The organism is Pseudomonas sp. GD03875 (assembly GCF_029840585.1).
GTDB lineage: Bacteria > Pseudomonadota > Gammaproteobacteria > Pseudomonadales > Pseudomonadaceae > Aquipseudomonas > Aquipseudomonas paralcaligenes.
Genome location: NZ_JAOCCV010000036.1, coordinates 16611 through 32328 on the forward strand (window position 1 = coordinate 16611; position 15718 = coordinate 32328).

9 protein-coding genes are annotated in these 15718 nt (G+C 69.0%); 4 read left to right on the forward strand and 5 right to left on the reverse strand.

Annotated features, from left to right (window positions below; translation table 11 throughout):
• Positions 1-22: 22 nt before the first annotated feature.
• Positions 23-4939, reverse strand: coding sequence for an alpha-2-macroglobulin (locus N5D30_RS22555; protein WP_279910759.1), 4917 nt, complete (start codon positions 4937-4939; stop codon positions 23-25).
• A 316-nt stretch (positions 4940-5255) separates the two neighbouring features.
• Here N5D30_RS22555 and N5D30_RS22560 point away from each other — a divergent pair, with 316 nt between their 5' ends.
• Together N5D30_RS22560 and N5D30_RS22565 are read left to right on the forward strand one after the other, a co-directional pair.
• Positions 5256-6602: an MATE family efflux transporter gene (locus N5D30_RS22560; protein ID WP_279910761.1), complete on the forward strand. Its 1347-nt coding sequence runs from the start codon at positions 5256-5258 to the stop codon at positions 6600-6602.
• Positions 6603-6708: 106 nt separating this feature from the next.
• A complete protein-coding gene (locus N5D30_RS22565) occupies positions 6709-7164 on the forward strand; it encodes a DUF2214 family protein (protein ID WP_279910763.1) in 456 nt (151 codons plus the stop codon).
• A 211-nt stretch (positions 7165-7375) separates the two neighbouring features.
• Here N5D30_RS22565 and speA read toward each other — a convergent pair whose 3' ends face one another.
• From speA to N5D30_RS22585, 4 genes are all read right to left on the reverse strand, one after another.
• Complete coding sequence (gene speA / locus N5D30_RS22570; RefSeq protein ID WP_220815913.1) at positions 7376-9289, reverse strand: arginine decarboxylase; 1914 nt, start codon at positions 9287-9289, stop codon at positions 7376-7378.
• Positions 9290-9407: 118 nt separating this feature from the next.
• Positions 9408-9779 (reverse strand): translation initiation factor Sui1, encoded by a 372-nt coding sequence (locus N5D30_RS22575; protein ID WP_279910765.1) that lies wholly within the window; start codon positions 9777-9779, stop codon positions 9408-9410.
• Between the two features lie 350 nt (positions 9780-10129).
• Positions 10130-10666, reverse strand: coding sequence for an NUDIX hydrolase (locus N5D30_RS22580; RefSeq protein ID WP_279910766.1), 537 nt, complete (start codon positions 10664-10666; stop codon positions 10130-10132).
• Positions 10666-11736 carry a DUF2333 family protein gene (locus N5D30_RS22585; protein ID WP_279910768.1) on the reverse strand — a complete coding sequence of 357 codons (1071 nt, stop codon included), beginning with the start codon at positions 11734-11736 and terminating at the stop codon, positions 10666-10668. The genes N5D30_RS22580 and N5D30_RS22585 overlap by 1 nt, the downstream gene beginning before the upstream one ends.
• A 234-nt stretch (positions 11737-11970) precedes the next feature.
• Here N5D30_RS22585 and N5D30_RS22590 point away from each other — a divergent pair, with 234 nt between their 5' ends.
• A complete protein-coding gene (locus N5D30_RS22590; protein ID WP_220815935.1) occupies positions 11971-13599 on the forward strand; it encodes a PleD family two-component system response regulator in 1629 nt (542 codons plus the stop codon).
• 76 nt (positions 13600-13675) lie between these two features.
• Complete coding sequence (locus N5D30_RS22595) at positions 13676-15637, forward strand: methyl-accepting chemotaxis protein (RefSeq protein WP_279910770.1); 1962 nt, start codon at positions 13676-13678, stop codon at positions 15635-15637.
• Positions 15638-15718: the final 81 nt, after the last annotated feature.

Genomic DNA, 15718 nt, shown 5'->3' on the forward strand with positions numbered 1-15718 from the left:
GCATGCCGGGGCCGCTCATCCTTCAGTTCTCCTTCACCACCAACTGCGCAGGAGCCGCGCCGACGGCGTTCCAGGCCGGGCGGTACATGGACTCGACCTGGGGCGGCGGCACGCGGTAGGTGCCGGGGGTGACGGCACGGGCCAGGTACAGCAGGTGGGTGGTGTCGTAGCCGTTGACGTCGACGGCGGCGACGAAGCGGTCGTCGCGGAACTCCTGGTGCTTGATCGCCGCGTTCTGCATCGACTGCTGCCATTCCTTCACCGCGCTGCTAGCGTCGTCCAGGCTGGCGGCGCTCTGCGCCAGGTTCTGGTTCTCCAGCTCCAGGCCGGCCGGCAGCAGGTCCACCACCAGAGCGTCGGGCACCCGCTCCTCGGCGCGCACCGCCAGGTGGACCAGCACCAGCTGGCCGCTGGCCAGATTGCCCAGGTCCAGCGGGCGGCCGTCCAGGCCGTAGAAGCCGCGCTCGATGCTGAGGTTGTTACCACGGGCCGCCGGCGCCGCCGTCGGGTAGCCGGAGATGGTCAGCTGCTGGTAGAGCTTGCCGTCGAAAGAGCTGCTCAGGCTCAGCGGCTCGGCCAGGCTGGCGCCGTCGAGCCGCAGGGCGGGCAGAGCGTTGCTCAGCTCGCGCACCTGGTCGGCCACGTTCAGCGTCGCTTGCCAGTCCTTCTCAGGCGTCTTGATCAGGCCACGGCCGGCGAGGAACAGCGCGTTGCGCTCCTGGGTCGACAGATAGGTCTGCAGCGAGCGCTCCTCGGCCAGGGAGAACAGCAGCTGGTCGCGGCTGGAGGCAGCCAGGTCGTTCTCTTCCAGCAGGGCGTAGATCAGCGCCTGATCGCGCAGCGGGCTGCCGTAGTCGGCCAGCCATTCCTTGCGCTGGCGGCCGATGCCCAGGCCCAGGGCCAGCGCCTCGTCGGCGCGCGGCTTGTCGCCCATCTTCTGCAGGGCCACGGCCAGCTGCACCAGCGGCAGGCCGGACTTGGCGTCGGCGCGGCGGTCGTACAGCGCGCGCAGACTGCCCAGCGGCGCCTGCTGGCTGCGCGCCAGCACCAGGCCGGCATAGGCCTGCACGGCGAAGCGGGTGTGGTCGAGGTTGTCGCTGTAGCCGGCCTCGACCAACTGGCGGTCCTGCAGGTAGCGCAGCAGGCGCGCACTGGCCTTCTCCAGCGCTTCCGGCGGCACCGCGAAGCCCTGCTCGCGGGCGCGCAGCAGGAAGTCGGTGACATAGGCAGTCAGCCAGTATTCCTCGTCGCTGTCCGAGCCCCACAGGCCGAAGCTGCCGTTGTAGCGCTGCATGCCCAGCAGGCGCTCGATGCCGATCTCGATGGAGCGGCGGCGCTGTGCCTCCGGCTCGCCTTCCAGGCCGAGGCGCTTGAGGGTGGCGCCGTCGGCATAGAGCGACGGGTACAGGCCGCTGGTGGTCTGCTCCAGGCAGCCGTAGGGGTAGGCCCGCAGTGCCTGGATCTGTTCGGCCAGGTTCAGCGGCGGACGGCTGGAGACGCTGAGCAGCGCCTCGCGCCCGGCCGGCTCGAAGGCCGCCAGGGTACCGGCCGGCAGCTGCCAGCTGTCGCCCTGCAGCACGCCGCGCAGGTGCTTCTGCTGCGCCGGCCAGGCCGAGCGCACGCCGATCCGCCATTCGCGGCTGAACGCCGGCAGATTCTCGCCCGGCAGGTCGAGGCCGGCCACGGTCACCCGCAGCACGCCGGTGCCGTAGCCGCCGACGGCGCGCACCGGGATGCGCAGGGTGTCGCGCTGGGCCTGGTCGAGGTCCAGCGTGGTGCTGTAGCCCTCGGGATTGCCGGCCAGGTTGAGCTGGCCCTCGGCCTCGACCCGCACCTCCAGCTGCTGCTCGGCACCGGACAGGTTGGTCAGGTCCAGCGCCACGCTGGTCTCGTCGCCTCCGGCGAGGAAGCGCGGCGCCGACAGTTCGGCCACCAGCGGCGCGGCCACCACCGTCTTGCCCTCGGCCATGCCGTAGCGTTCGTCGGTCCAGGCCTGGGCCATCAGGCGCAGCTCGCCATTGAAGTCGGGGATGTCCAGGCTGACGTCGCCTTCGCCCTGGGCGTTCAGCTCGATCGGCACGCTCTGCAGGGCAACGATGGTGACGCTGGTGTCCGGGCGCTTGCCGCCCTTGGCCAGCGCCGCGTCGCCACCGAAGGCCAGCTTGGCCAGGCGGCCCTGGCCGGCCTCGATCAGCTGGCCGTACACGTCCAGCTGGTCCACGCCGTAGGCCTTGCGGCCGAACAGCTCGGCGAACGGGTCGGGGGTCTTGTATTCGGTGATGTTGAGGATGCCGACGTCGACCGCCGCCACCAGCACGTTGACCTTCTCTGGCACGCTGCCGTCGGCGCTCTTCGCCTGCACCTTGACCTTGAGCGGCTGCAGCGGACGCATCTTCTCGGGGGCTTCCAGGCTCACCTGCAGCTTGCGCGGCGCGCGGTCGAATGGCAGGTGCAGCAGGCCCACGGCACGCTTGGGCGTAGCCCCGGCCTTGCGCTCGCCGGGACGGATGACCAGGGCGCTGACGTACAGGTCGTGGCGCGCCCAGTCCTTGGCCAGGGGAACGTCGAAGCTCTTGCCCTCGGCGGGGACCTCGATTTCCTGCCACCACAGCGGGCCGTCGCTGGACTCGACCATCAGGTAGCCGCTACCGCCGGCCGGCGGCGTGACGGTGACCTTGGCGGTGTCGCCGGCGCCGTAGGCCGGCTTGTCCAGGGCCAGCTTGACCTGATCCGGGCGCACCGCGCCGCCTTCGGTGTTGTCCTGCCAGTAGTAGCCGGCCCAGAAGCGCAAGCTGCTGGTGAAGCCGGTCTGCGGATCGGTGACCTCGACGCGGTACGGGCCCCACTCCACCGGGAAGCTGATCTTGGCGGTGCCGCCGGCGGCCACCTTGACCCGCTCCTCGCCGAGGTTGAGGAACTTCTCGTTGTAGTGGTAGTTCCAGCCCTCGCTTTCCGAGAAGCTCCAGTAGTAGTCGCGGCGCTCGCGGATCAGGCGCACCTGCAGGCTGTCGCTGGCCAGCTTGTTGCCAGCCGGGTCGGCCAGCAGCACTTCGAACTCGGCCAGGCCGTCGCCGTCCACGTTCTCGCCGTCGAACAGTCCGCGCAGGCCCGGCAGGCGCTCGGCCGGCCACACCGGCTGCACCAGGCGACGGGTGATCGGGCGGCCGCCGGATTCCTGCAGGCTGGCCTGGAGGATCAGTTGCAGCGGCGACTTGGCCTCGGCCCAGCGGTTCTCGACGCCGACCGTGGCCAGGCCCTCGGCGTCCAGGGTGGTTTCCTCGAGCTCCAGGTCCTGGTTCAGTTCTTCCTCGGTGACCGAGCCGAACTGGTAGCCCGGAAGCGTCTTGACCGCCTCGCGCAGCGGCCGCACGTAGACCTGGCCGGTCAGGCGGTTGCCCGACGCCGGCGCGCCGTAGAGGTAGCGGCCCTCGACCTGGAAGCGTGCCTCGTCGCTCGGCTTGAGCGGCTTCTCACTGCCTTTCAGTTCCAGCGCCAGGCGCTCGGGGAGGAAGTCCTCGACCAGGAACTCGTAGATCTGCTGGCGACCGCCGCCGAAGTCGAACAGCAGCTGCCAGCGCCCGGTCGGTGCCTCGCCGGCCAGCTGCAACTGGTACTGGTACAGGCCGTTGACGCCCGGCTCCCAGACGAACTTGCGGCTGACCTGCTCGTCCGGCCGGCGCACTTCCACGTTGACCGGCTGCGGTTTGACCGAGCGGCCATCGACGTCGCGCAGCAGGGCGTTGAGCAGCACCAGTTCGCCCGGGCGATAGAGGTCGCGCGGGCCGAACACGAAGAACTGCAGCGGGTTGGCCACCGCGCCGCCGATGTCGAACTCGGCCAGGTCCAGCGCCGGGCTGGACAGGTTGAGCAGGCTGGTCTGCTCGCCCTGGCGGGCGATCAGCAGGGTGGCCTTCTCGGGCAGCGGCAGTTGGGCATGGCCGTCGCCGTCGGTCTTGACGCTGGCCAGCACCTCGCCCTTGTAGCCGAGCACCTCGACGTCGACGCCGGACAGCGCCTTGCCGCCCTCCAGGGCCTGGGCGAAGGCGTCCAGGCGGCCGTGGTAGCGGTGCACGGACAGGCCGATGTCGCTCAGGGTGAACAGGGTCGCCGGCTGCGAATAGTTGTAGGTGCCCGCCTGGCGCATCACCGCCAGGTACACGCCCGGCTGCTTGAACGGCTCCAGGCCGGCGATCGGCAGCAGCACGGTCTCGCGGGTGTTGCGCGCGGGGTTGAGGTCGAAGCGGCCGCTGTAGACCAGTTCAGCCATCGGCAGCAGCTCGCGGGACTGCCAGGTGTCCAGGCTGGAAGCGCGACCCCACTGGGCGAGGAAGTTGGTCAGCGCCTCCTGCTTGATGCGGAAGAACTCGACGTTGACCTTGTCGACGTTCAGCGCGATCACCGGCAGGCCCTCGGCCAGTCGGGTCGGCAGCAGCGAGCCGCGGCTGGCGAAGCCCACCGTGGGCTGCAGGTCGCGGGTGTCGAGGCTGGCGCTGTACTCGGCGGCCAGTTCGCTGCCATTGATGGCGCGCAGGCCGCGGTCGACGGTGAGCGCCAGGCTGCGCCGCGGCTCCAGGTGGCGCAGGCGCAGTTCCATCAGGTTGTCGGACAGCTCCCAGGCGCCGTCGACCTTGCCGCTCTTCTTGTCCACCAGGTGCACGCGGGTGGCGAAGTCCTGGTCCGGGTCCAGCGGCACGCTGAAGCTCACCGACAGCGTGCTGGCGCCGTCCAGCTGGATTTCCGAGACGTCCGCCACGGCCAGCTCGCGGCCAGCGTAGCGCTGGCTCAGCTCGGCCTTGTCCAGCGCCGCGCGTGGCTTGGCGGCCTGTTCGGCGGACGCCGCCGGCTGGGCGGGCGGCTTGGCGGGAGCATCGGAAGTGGAGGAATCACAGGCGCTCAGGAGCGCGAGCGCGGCAGCCAGAAACAATCCTTTGTACGACATGACGGACTCTCGGGAGAGTGGCGGGGGAAGGCCAGCACTATAGCCGAGCCGGGTGCGCCCTTCACGGAAGCGTTACGCACTTGGAATCAATTTGTTGACGATCTGCACTCGGCACCGAAGCCCTTGTAGGAGCGGCCTTGGCCGCGAAGCCTTTCTTCGTCGCCATGCACAGTCCTAGGCCATGAATTCGCGGCCAAGGCCGCTCCCACAAGACTCCGCCCGCGAGAGCCTGGAAGGTCGCCGAGCAACGCCGCGGTGCCACGCGCGCCTTTTCGCCCCGGCCTATAATCCCGCGCTTTCACCCCGGGGCCGCTCCATGTCCACACTGCTCGCCGCCTGGCGTCACGCACCGACCCATCGCCGGGTCTGGGCGCTGGCCGCGCCGATGATCCTGTCCAACCTCTCCGTGCCGCTGGTGGCGCTGGTGGACAGCACAGTGATCGGCCACCTGCCCCATGCCCACCAGCTCGGCGCGGTGGTGGTGGGCGGCAGCCTGTACGCCATGCTGGCCGGCGTGTTCGGCATCCTGCGCATGAGCGCCACCGGCTTCGCCGCCCAGGCGGCGGGCCGCAGCGACGGTGCGGCGCTGCGCCTGGTGCTGCTGCAGAGCCTGGCCCTTGCGGCCGTCATCGCCGTGGCGGTCGGCCTGCTGGCGGTGCCCCTGAGCGACCTGGCCCTGCGCCTGATGAGCCCCTCGTCCGAGCTGGACGCCCAGGCACGCGACTTCTTCCACGCCCGCCTGTTCGGCCTGCCGGCCACCCTGGCCTGCGCGGCGCTGGTCGGCTGGCTGCTCGGCACCCAGAGCGCGCGCGGCGCGCTGGCGGTGATGCTGACCACCAACCTGCTCAACGTGGCGCTCAACCTGTGGTTCGTCCTCGGCCTGGAATGGGGCGTGCTCGGCTCGGCCCGTGCCTCGGTGCTGGCCGAGTGGTGCGGTGCGCTGCTCGGGCTGTACCTGGCCTGGCGCACACTGCGCCATCATCCGGGGCAGTTACCGAGCCGCGAGCTGCGCCGCTGGAGCGGCTGGAGCGCGCTGCTGGCGGTGAACCGCGACATCCTGATCCGCACCCTGGCGCTGCACCTGGTGTTCTTCCTGATCACCGTGCAGGGCACCCGCCTGGGCGACGCCACGGTGGCGGCCAACGCCCTGCTGCTCAACGGGCTGCTGGTGGTCGCCTTCGCCCTGGACGGCCTGGCGCACGCGGTGGAGGCGCTGTGCGGCCACGCCATCGGCGCCCGCGACCGACTCACCCTGCGCCGCTCGCTGGTGGTGGCCGGCGGCTGGTCGCTGCTGGGCAGCCTGCTGTTCGCCCTGCTCTTCCTGCTCGCCGGCAGGCTGTTCGTCGAGCTGCAGACCGACATCGCCGAGGTCCGTCGCGCCGCCTACCCGTACCTGCCGTACATGGCGCTGCTGCCGCTGGTGGCGGTGTGGAGCTACCTGCTGGACGGCCTGTTCATCGGCGCCACCCGCGCGCGCGAGATGCGCAACGCCATGCTGCTCAGCGTGGCCTTGGGCCTGGCGCTCGGCTGGCTGCTGCGCGGCCTGGGCAACCACGGCCTGTGGCTGGCCTTCCTCGGCTTCATGCTGATGCGTGGCGTGACCCTGGCGCTGCTCGCCCGGCGCCTGCAGCGACGGGACGCCTGGCTGCCGGCGGCGGGCTGAGCGCAGCGAGCGCTGGATCACACCGCCCGGCCCCTGTACCTTGCCCCGGAACAGGGCCGCGACAGAACGGCCCGTCATTCCGTCCCAGCCATCCGAGGAACCCGCCATGGCCGATGCGATCGCCGCCAGCCTGCACTACCTGTCGATCTTCGTGCTGTTCGCCCTGCTCACCTGCGAGCACATCCTGTTCCGAGCCGACCTGGACCACGCCACCGCGCGGCGCCTGCTGCGCATCGACCTGGCCTACGGCGTGACGGCCGGCCTGGTGCTGGCCACCGGCCTGGCCCGGGTGGTCTGGTTCGGCAAGGGCGTGGACTACTACCTGCACAACTGGGTGTTCCACGCCAAGGTCACCCTGTTCATCCTGGTCGGCCTGCTGTCGATCCTGCCGACCCTGACCTTCTTCAACTGGCGCAACGACCTGCTGGCCGGCAAGGCGCCGACCATCACCCCGGCCCAGGCCCGGCGCACCATCTGGGTGATCCGCCTGGAGCTGCTGCTTCTGGTCTGCCTGCCGTTCCTGGCCAGCCTGATGGCACGTGGGGTGGGTTACTTCAGCTGATCGCCCCACTGTTGTAGGGTGCGCCGTGCGCACCTGCAAGCCCGTACGTGGCTTCGGTGCGCACGGCGCACCCTACGAGCAGGCGCAACAGCCAATGGGGGCATCACCATGAAAAAGCCCAGCGGATACCGGGCTTTTTCTTGGCCGTGATGTGCGCGGGTTTCACCCGCCCTACGGGAGCCTGTAGGGCGGGTGAAACCCGCGTCCGACCTCAGGTCGACAGGTAGGAGGAGCGGGTCAGCCCCAGCCGCAGCGCGTCCAGGTACTGGGAGCGTTCGTTGGCGGTGAGCTTGGCGCCGGCCACCTTGTCGCGGTAGTAGGTCATCAGCTCCTCCGGCGACAGGTGCACGTAGCGCAGCATGTCCTCGATGGTGTCGTGGGTCTCGATGCCGGTGTGGAACACGCTGCCGTCCGGGCGCTGGTAGATGTTCACCGAATCGGTGTCGCCGAACAGGTTGTGCATGTCGCCGAGGATCTCCTGGTAGGCGCCGACCAGGAACACGCCGAGCACGTAGTCCTCGCCCTCGCGCACCTCGTGCACCGGCAGGCTGGTCTCGATCGACTGCTCGTCGACGTACTGGCGGATCTTGCCGTCGGAGTCGCAGGTCAGGTCCTGCAGCACGGCGCGGCGCAGCGGCTCCTCCTCCAGGCGGGTCAGCGGCAGGATCGGCAGGATCTGGCCGATGGCCCAGGTGTCCGGCAGGCTCTGGAACACCGAGAAGTTGCAGATGTACTTGTCCGCCAGCTTGTCGTTGAGTTCGTCGAGCACCGCCCGGTGCGAGCGCTGGCGCGCCTTGAGCTGGTTGTGCAGGCGCCGGCAGATGGCGAAGTAGCACTGCTCGGCCAGGGCCTTCTCGGTCAGGTTGAGCTTGCCGGCCGAATACTGCGCGGCCACTTCCTCGATGTAGTGGGTGGCGCGCCAGTAGGTCTCGGCGACCATCTCCGGATCGCTGCCACCGAGCAGGTCGATCAGGTTCTGCAGCACTTCCGGCTGCTCGACGGAGCGGTCGATCTCCGGCTCCTCGTCGTTGTGCCGCTCCACGTCGGTCACCTGCACCACCAGCACGGCGTGGTGCGCGGTCATCGCCCGGCCGCTCTCGGAGAAGATGTGCGGATGGGGGATTTCCTGGCGGTCGCAGAATTCCTTGAGCATGTCGACCACGGTGGAGGCGTAGTCCTCCATGTCGTAGTTGATCGAGCTGGCGTTGCGCGAGTGGGTGCCGTCGTAGTCCACGCCAAGGCCGCCGCCGACGTCGATGTGGTCGACCGGCAGGCCCAGCCCGCGCAGCTCGCCGTAGTAGCGGATGGCCTCGCGGAAGCCCTTGCGGTAGTCGGCGATGTTGGCGATCTGCGAGCCCATGTGGAAGTGCAGCAGGCGGATGCCCTGGTCCAGCTTGGCCGCCTTGAAGCGCTCGACCACCGAGAGGATCTGCGCGGCGGAGAGGCCGAACTTGGACTTCTCGCCGCCGGTGTCGGCCCACTTGGAGGACGCCAGCGAGGACAGGCGCACGCGCAGGCCCACCTGCGGGGTGACCTTGATCCTGGCCGCCTCGTCGATGACGAACTGCACCTCGGATTCCTTCTCGATCACGATGAACACGTTGTGGCCGAGCTTCTGGCCCATCAGCGCCAGGCGGATGAACTCGCGGTCCTTGTAGCCGTTGCAGACGATGGTGCCACCCTTCGGCGCCAGCGCCAGCACCGCCATCAGCTCGGGCTTGGAGCCGGCCTCCAGGCCGATGGAAACGTCCTGGGTGGCGATGATGTTCTCCACCACCGCCTCCTGCTGGTTGACCTTGATCGGGTACAGCGCGGTGTAGCGGCTGCCGTACTCGAGGCGCTCGATGGCCGCGTCGAAGGCGCTGGTCAGCTGGCGCACGCGCGACTGCAGGATGTCCGGGAAGCGCACCAGCAGCGGCAGCGACAGGCCGCTCTCGCGCAGACCGTCGAGCTGGGCGTAGAGGTCGATCGGTGCGCTGTCAGGGCCGTTGGGTCGCACTTCGACGCGACCGGCATCGTTGATCGAGAAGAAGCCGGCGCCCCAGTGGCGAATGCCGTAGACGCTGCGGCTGTCCGCCACCGTCCATTGGCTACCGTCGTCTTTGCGGGTGCGTCTTGCGGCCATCGAAGTCTCCTGTGGGGCGAGAAAGGGCTGCCGCCCGGCAGCGGTTGTACATCACGAATATGAAGATTGCAGGAAGAGTGGACTACCCCTCCTGCGTGGAAGTTTAGGAAGCGGCGCGTCAGCCGCCGGACTTCTTGGCCTTGAAGCCACGCTTGGCGAGTTCTTCGAGCAGCAGCTCGACCATGTCGCCCTGGATCTCGATGACGCCGTCCTTCAGCCCGCCGCCGCAGCCGCAGCGCTTCTTCAGCGCGCTGGCCAGCTCCTTCAGCTCGGCCTCGGCCAGCGGCACGCCGGTGACGGTGGTGACGGTCTTGCCGCCACGGCCCTTGGTTTCGCGGCGCACGCGGGCGATGCCGTCGCCTTCGGGAATCTGGCTCTGCTTGCAGATGCAGGTGGCCACCGGCTGGCCGCAGTCGGGACAGTGCCGACCGCCATCGGTGGAATAGACGAGACCGCCCAGGGCGGAGAGCGACGAAGCTTTCTTGACCACCGGCTTTTCCTCGTAGGGGTCAGGATAGCGACTGGCTGAACGATGTCAGCCGCGAGGCCCCACTCAGGCAGGGGCGGCGCAACCAGGCGTGGCGCCTGGCGTGAAGGTGGCGCAGTGTACGGATAAAAGTGGCATCTGCTAAGTGCAGAATTGCGCCATTGGCCGACGGATTGGCGACCCCGTTCGGCATCGCGCACCAGGACGCACGGAAATACTGCACAACACCACGGTCGGCGCGGGCTTCCCCACCCCTCTCCCCACGGGAGAGGGGCCGGGGGTGAGGGGCTCGCAGGCCACGCCGAGTCGACCATGGCACCCTCACCCCTGCCCTCTCCCACAGGGAGAGGGGGTTATCCCTGCGCGTCCAGGTACAACCGCAACGCCTGCAGCGAATCCGGGCAGCAGGGCTTCTCCCGTACAAGCACCTGGGCCTGTTCGAGCGTGACAAAACGCGCCTCCATCACCTCCTCCGGCTGCAGCGCCAGCGGCGCATCGGACACGGCGGAGAACACCGCGCCCCACAGGCGGTTGCCCGGCTCGTCGAAGAAGAAGCGCCCGTGCTCGCGCAGCGGCGCCTCGGCGATACCCAGTTCCTCGAACAGCTCGCGGGCGGCGGACTCGGCATAGCTCTCGCCCTCGCCCACCATGCCGCCCGCGGCCACGTCCCAGTAGCCGGGATACACCGCCTTGCTCAGGGTGCGCCGGTGCACGCACAGCTCGCCACGGGAATTGAACAGCAGGATGAAGGTGCCACGGCCGATCAGCCCGCCGCAGCGCAGTTCGGCGCGCGGCAGGCCGCCGAGCAGGTGGTCGCGCTCGTCGACCCAGGCGACCCGCTCGGCGTCGGAGGCGGCACGGTGCGCCGCCTCGTTCGCGGGATGGGTCATCAGCCCTGGCTCAGCAGGGTGCGCAGGTCGATGATCGCGGCGTTGGCGCGGGAGATGTAGTTGGCCATCACCAGCGAGTGGTTGGCCAGCACGCCGTAGCCGCTGCCGTTGAGCACCATCGGGCTCCACAGGGTCTCCTGGGCGGCCTCCAACTCGCGGATGATCTGGCGCACGCTGACGGTGGCGTTCTTCTTCGCCAGCACGTCGGCGAAGTCCACCTCGATGGCACGCAGCATGTGCGACAGCGCCCAGGCTTGGCCGCGCGCCTCGTAGAACACGTTGTCGATCTGCAGCCAGGGCGTGCGCACCTCCTCCTCGCTGACCTGCACCGTCTGCCCCACCGGCACCGTCTGGTTCGGCTGCAGGTCGGTGTTCAGGCGCACCCGGCCGACGCTGGCCGACAGCCGCTGGGACAGCGAGCCCAGGCGGGTGGCGACGTCGCCCAGCCAGTTGTTGAGGTTATCGGCGCGGGCGTAAAACTGGGCCTTGGGCTGGCTCGGATCGGCCAGCGCCACCAGGTAGCGGTCCAGCGACTTGATGCCCTCGGCGTACTCGGCCTCTGAGGCCGGCAGCGCCCAGCTCTTGTTGTCGAAGTTGAAACGCGGCTCGGCCTTCGCCAGGTTCGGGTCCTCGGTGGACTGCGACTGGGAGCGGGCGAAGTCCTTGCGCAACGCGCGGGACAGGTCGCGGACCTGCACCAGCACGCCGTATTCCCAGGCCGGCATGTTGTCCAGCCACAGGCCGGGCGGCGCGATGTCGTTGGACAGGTAGCCGCCGGGCTTGCTCAGCAGGGTCTGGGAGACCTGCTTGAGGGTCTCCACCGTGGTGTAGCCGCTGACCATCTTGCGCTGGGCCTGTTCGGCCGCCGCCTGGGCATGCTGCTGCACCGGGAACAGGTCCGGCTCCTGACTCCAGTACCAGCCCACCAGCATGGCGCCCAGCAGGTAGATGCCGAGCAGCGTGCCCAGCGTCTTGCCGAGCCAGCCGCCACCGAAATAGCTGCGCACCCCGTCCATCGAGTCATCGACGTTGCCACGCAGCTCACCTGCGCGATTCTTCCAATCCAGCATGATCTTGATCCTTCATTGCGTCATCGCTTGATCCGACCCTGTCCGCGGCCGATCCGTTCTGCACTATAAGTGAAGCTCACAGTCAGAGCAGTGACAGAATGGCCTGGATGCCGCCGATTCGGCCAAAAGTTGGAAAATTGGCGTCAAATGATCAATGGTTATCCTTGGAATACCTTTCCAGTGGTAGCATCAGGCCATCACTCAGCCCAAAAGGCTGAACCACGTTAGATGCCCATCATGATCGAGCACGAAGACCCCAGCCGCGATCGGCTCAAGCAACACTTCGCCAAGCGCGTGATTCACCAGGCGCGCCAAGTGCTGGAGGTGTGGCAACGCCTGCAGCAGCAGGAGTGGGACGCGACCGCGCTGGCCGAGCTGATCGAGGCCAACCTGGGGCTGCTGCGCTACGCCGAGCGCTTCGAGCAGGACCTGCACGTCCACCTCGCCCGCTCCATCGGCCATTGCCTGGAAGCCGTCGAAGCCAATCGCGGGCGCCTCACCAGCCAGCTGATCACCGAACTCAACCAGTTGATGCAGCGCCTGTCGCGCACGGGCCTGCGCCATGGCGACCAGTACGACCAGACCTTCCTGCCGCCCTTGCGCAAACCCGTGTACCTGGCCCTGCAGGACCAGGAGCGTGCCGAGCGCCTGGCCCAGCAACTGGAATTCTTCGGCCTGCACGCCCAGCCGCTGGCCAGCGCCGCCGCCTTCCGCACCGCCATGGACGAGCGCCACCCGGCGGCCATCCTTATGGAAGTGGACTTCTCCGGCCCCGACCAGGGACTGGCGCTGGCCAGCGAGGCCCAGGAAGGCCTGGAACACAAGCTGCCCCTGCTGTTCTTCAGCCACCAGGACGTCGACACCCCCACCCGCCTGGCAGCCGTGCGCGCCGGCGGCCAGGAGTTCTTCACCGGCGCCCTGGACGCCTCCAGCCTGATCGAGCGCATCGAGATCCTCACCAACGTGATCCAGTACGATCCCTACAAGGTGCTGATCATCGACGACTCGCGGGCCCAGGCGATCCACACCGAGCGCGTGCTGAACAGCGCGGGCATCGTCACCCGCACCCTGACCGAGCCGATCCAGGCCATGGCCGAGCTGGCCGAGTTCCAGCCCGACCTGATCATCCTCGACATGTACATGCCCGAGTGCAACGGCCCCGAACTGGCCAAGGTGATCCGCCACAACGACCGCTACGTCAGCGTGCCGATCATCTACCTGTCCGCCGAGGACGACCTGGACAAACAGCTCGACGCCATGAGCGAAGGCGGCGACGACTTCCTGACCAAGCCGATCAAGCCGCGCCACCTGATCGCCACCGTGCGCAACCGCGCGGCGCGGGCGCGCAACCTCAAGGCGCGCATGGTGCGCGACAGCCTCACCGGGCTGTTCAACCACACCCACACCCTGCAGCTGCTCGAAGACGCACGCTTCCGCGCCCGCCGCGACGGCCAGCCGCTGACCTTCGCCATGCTCGACATCGACCACTTCAAGAAGGTCAACGACACCTACGGCCACCCCATGGGCGACCGGGTGATCAAGAGCCTGGCCCTGTTCCTCAAGCAGCGCCTGCGCAAGACCGATCACATCGGCCGCTACGGCGGCGAAGAATTCGCCGTGGTCCTGCCGGACACCGACGCCGCCACCGCGGCCAAGGTACTCGACGAAATCCGCAAGCGTTTCGCCGAGATCCACTACCCGGCCCAGCCCCGCGACCTGAGCTGCACCTTCAGCTGCGGCATCGCCGAAGTGACCGAGGACATGGATACCAACACCCTGTCCAAGCAGGCTGACGAAGCGCTCTACGTCGCCAAGCGCGGCGGGCGCAACCGGGTGGAAATCTACCTGGGTGAAAAAGCGTGACCGGTGTCACAGCGTCATAAGGCTGTAACCGTATCGCAATAACCTGTGGGCATCGCCAGCTTTTCCGGTGCCCGTCATGCGTCTCAAGCAGCTCACCAACCTCTCGACCCTGCTCCTGATCACCTCGTGCCTGGCCCTGGGCGGCACTCTGTGGTGGTCGGAGCGGGCGCTGGAGCAGCCGTACCTGCTGATGCAGCGCTACCTCAACCTGTCCCAGCAGTTCCAGCACCAGGTCGCCGACAACGTGCAGGCCTACCTGGCCAGCGGCGACGCAGTGCGCCACAGCCAGGCGACCCAGGCCATCGCCGAATTGGAGGCCCGGCTGGGTGAGCTGCCCGAGCAACTGGCCGACGCCCTGCGCCCCAGCCTGCAGGACCTGGAGCGTTTCGTCTCCACCGACCTGCTCGCCGCCGGCAAGCTGGCCGGCGATCCGCAAGGCCTGTTGCTGCAGGCCGAACGGGAGATGAGTGGCGCCCTCGACCAACTGGCCCGCTACGCCGACGACAGCGGCAGCCCGGATGCCCAGCGCTACGCCCAGCCGCTGTTCCGCGGCGCCCAGCACCTGGCGCGCCTGAGCCACGCCCGCGACAAACTGGTGAGCAGCGGGCGCAGCGAACTGGCCGGCGACGTGGAGCGGGAACTGGGCGCGCTCGAACAACTGGCCGGCGCCCTCGAAGCCCTGCCCCTGCTCGGCGTGACCGAAAGCGCCGGCGCCGGCAACAGCTTCGCCGACCTGCTCGGGCTGGCGGGCGACGCCGACCAGCAGCAGGCGGAAGACAAGGGCATCGCCCTCAAGCGCGACTTCGCCAGCCTGGTCAAGCGCTATCCGGCCGAGCTGGCGCGCACCCGCGCACTGATCCAGCAGCGCGGTGAACTGCTCAGCGCCAGCGCCGCCAAGATCGAGCAACTGCAATCCGCCCTGGCCGGCCTGGAGCCACTGGTGCGCGCCGAGCACAGCCGCATCCAGGGCGAGGCGCGCCTGATCCAGGGCGTGGTCATCGGCCTGATCCTGCTCGTCGCCCTCGGCCTGGACCGCATCCAGCGCCGCCTGAGCAACCTGCTCGGCCACCTGGCCCCGGCCCTGTCGACCTGGGCCGCCGGCGACTTCTCCCGCGACGTCCACCTCGACTCGCGCACCCGCGAGCTGCGCGACATCGAGGAATCCCTCAACCACCTGCGCCGCTACCTGGTCGAGCTGATCGGCACCATCCACCAGCACGCCGGCGAAGTGGCTGGCAGCAGCCGCACCCTGGCCGAACTGAGCCAGGGCCTGCACGGCGGAGCCGAGCGCCAGCTGGCCGACACCGCGCAGATCCGCGATGCCCTGGGCGAGCTGGAAGGCACCATCGCCCGGGTCGCCGACGACGCCAGCCAGGCCGCCGAGGCCAGCCGCGCCGCCAGTCGCGCGGTGGAACAGGGCCAGCGGGTGATCGAACAGAGCCTGACCGGCCTGCAATGCCTGGTCGGCGAAGTGCAGGGCAACGCCCAGTCCATCGAACAGCTGGCCGCCGAAACCGCCACCATCGGCCAGGTGCTGACGGTGATCCGCGGCGTGGCCGAACAGACCAACCTGCTGGCGCTCAACGCCGCCATCGAGGCCGCCCGCGCCGGCGAGGCGGGGCGAGGCTTCGCCGTGGTCGCCGACGAGGTGCGCTCGCTGGCCCAGCGCACCAGCGGCGCCACCGAGGAAATCCAGCAACTGATCGCCCGCCTGCAGGGCGCCGCCCAGCAATCGGTGACCGCCATGCGCGCGCAGATGGAACACGCCGAGGCCACCGCCAGCCAGGCCGAGCAGGCCGACGGCGCCCTGGACGAAGTGGTGCTCGCCATCCGCACCATCGCCAGCATGGCCGAGCGCATCGCCGAAGCCACCGCCCACCAGGGCGGCGCCGCCAGCGAAATCCGCGACCGCAGCGAGCGTATCCACCACCTCGGCGGCGACAACCTGACCCGCATCGGCGAGGGCCGCGCCCAGGGCGAGCAACTGCTGCAGTTGGGTGGCAGGTTGCACACGGCTGTGCAGGCCTTTCGCGTGTAAGCCACAGATTCGCGGACAAGTCCGCTCCCACAGGGCACCGATCCTTCGTGGGAGCGGACTTGTCCGCGCAAAAACTCCCTC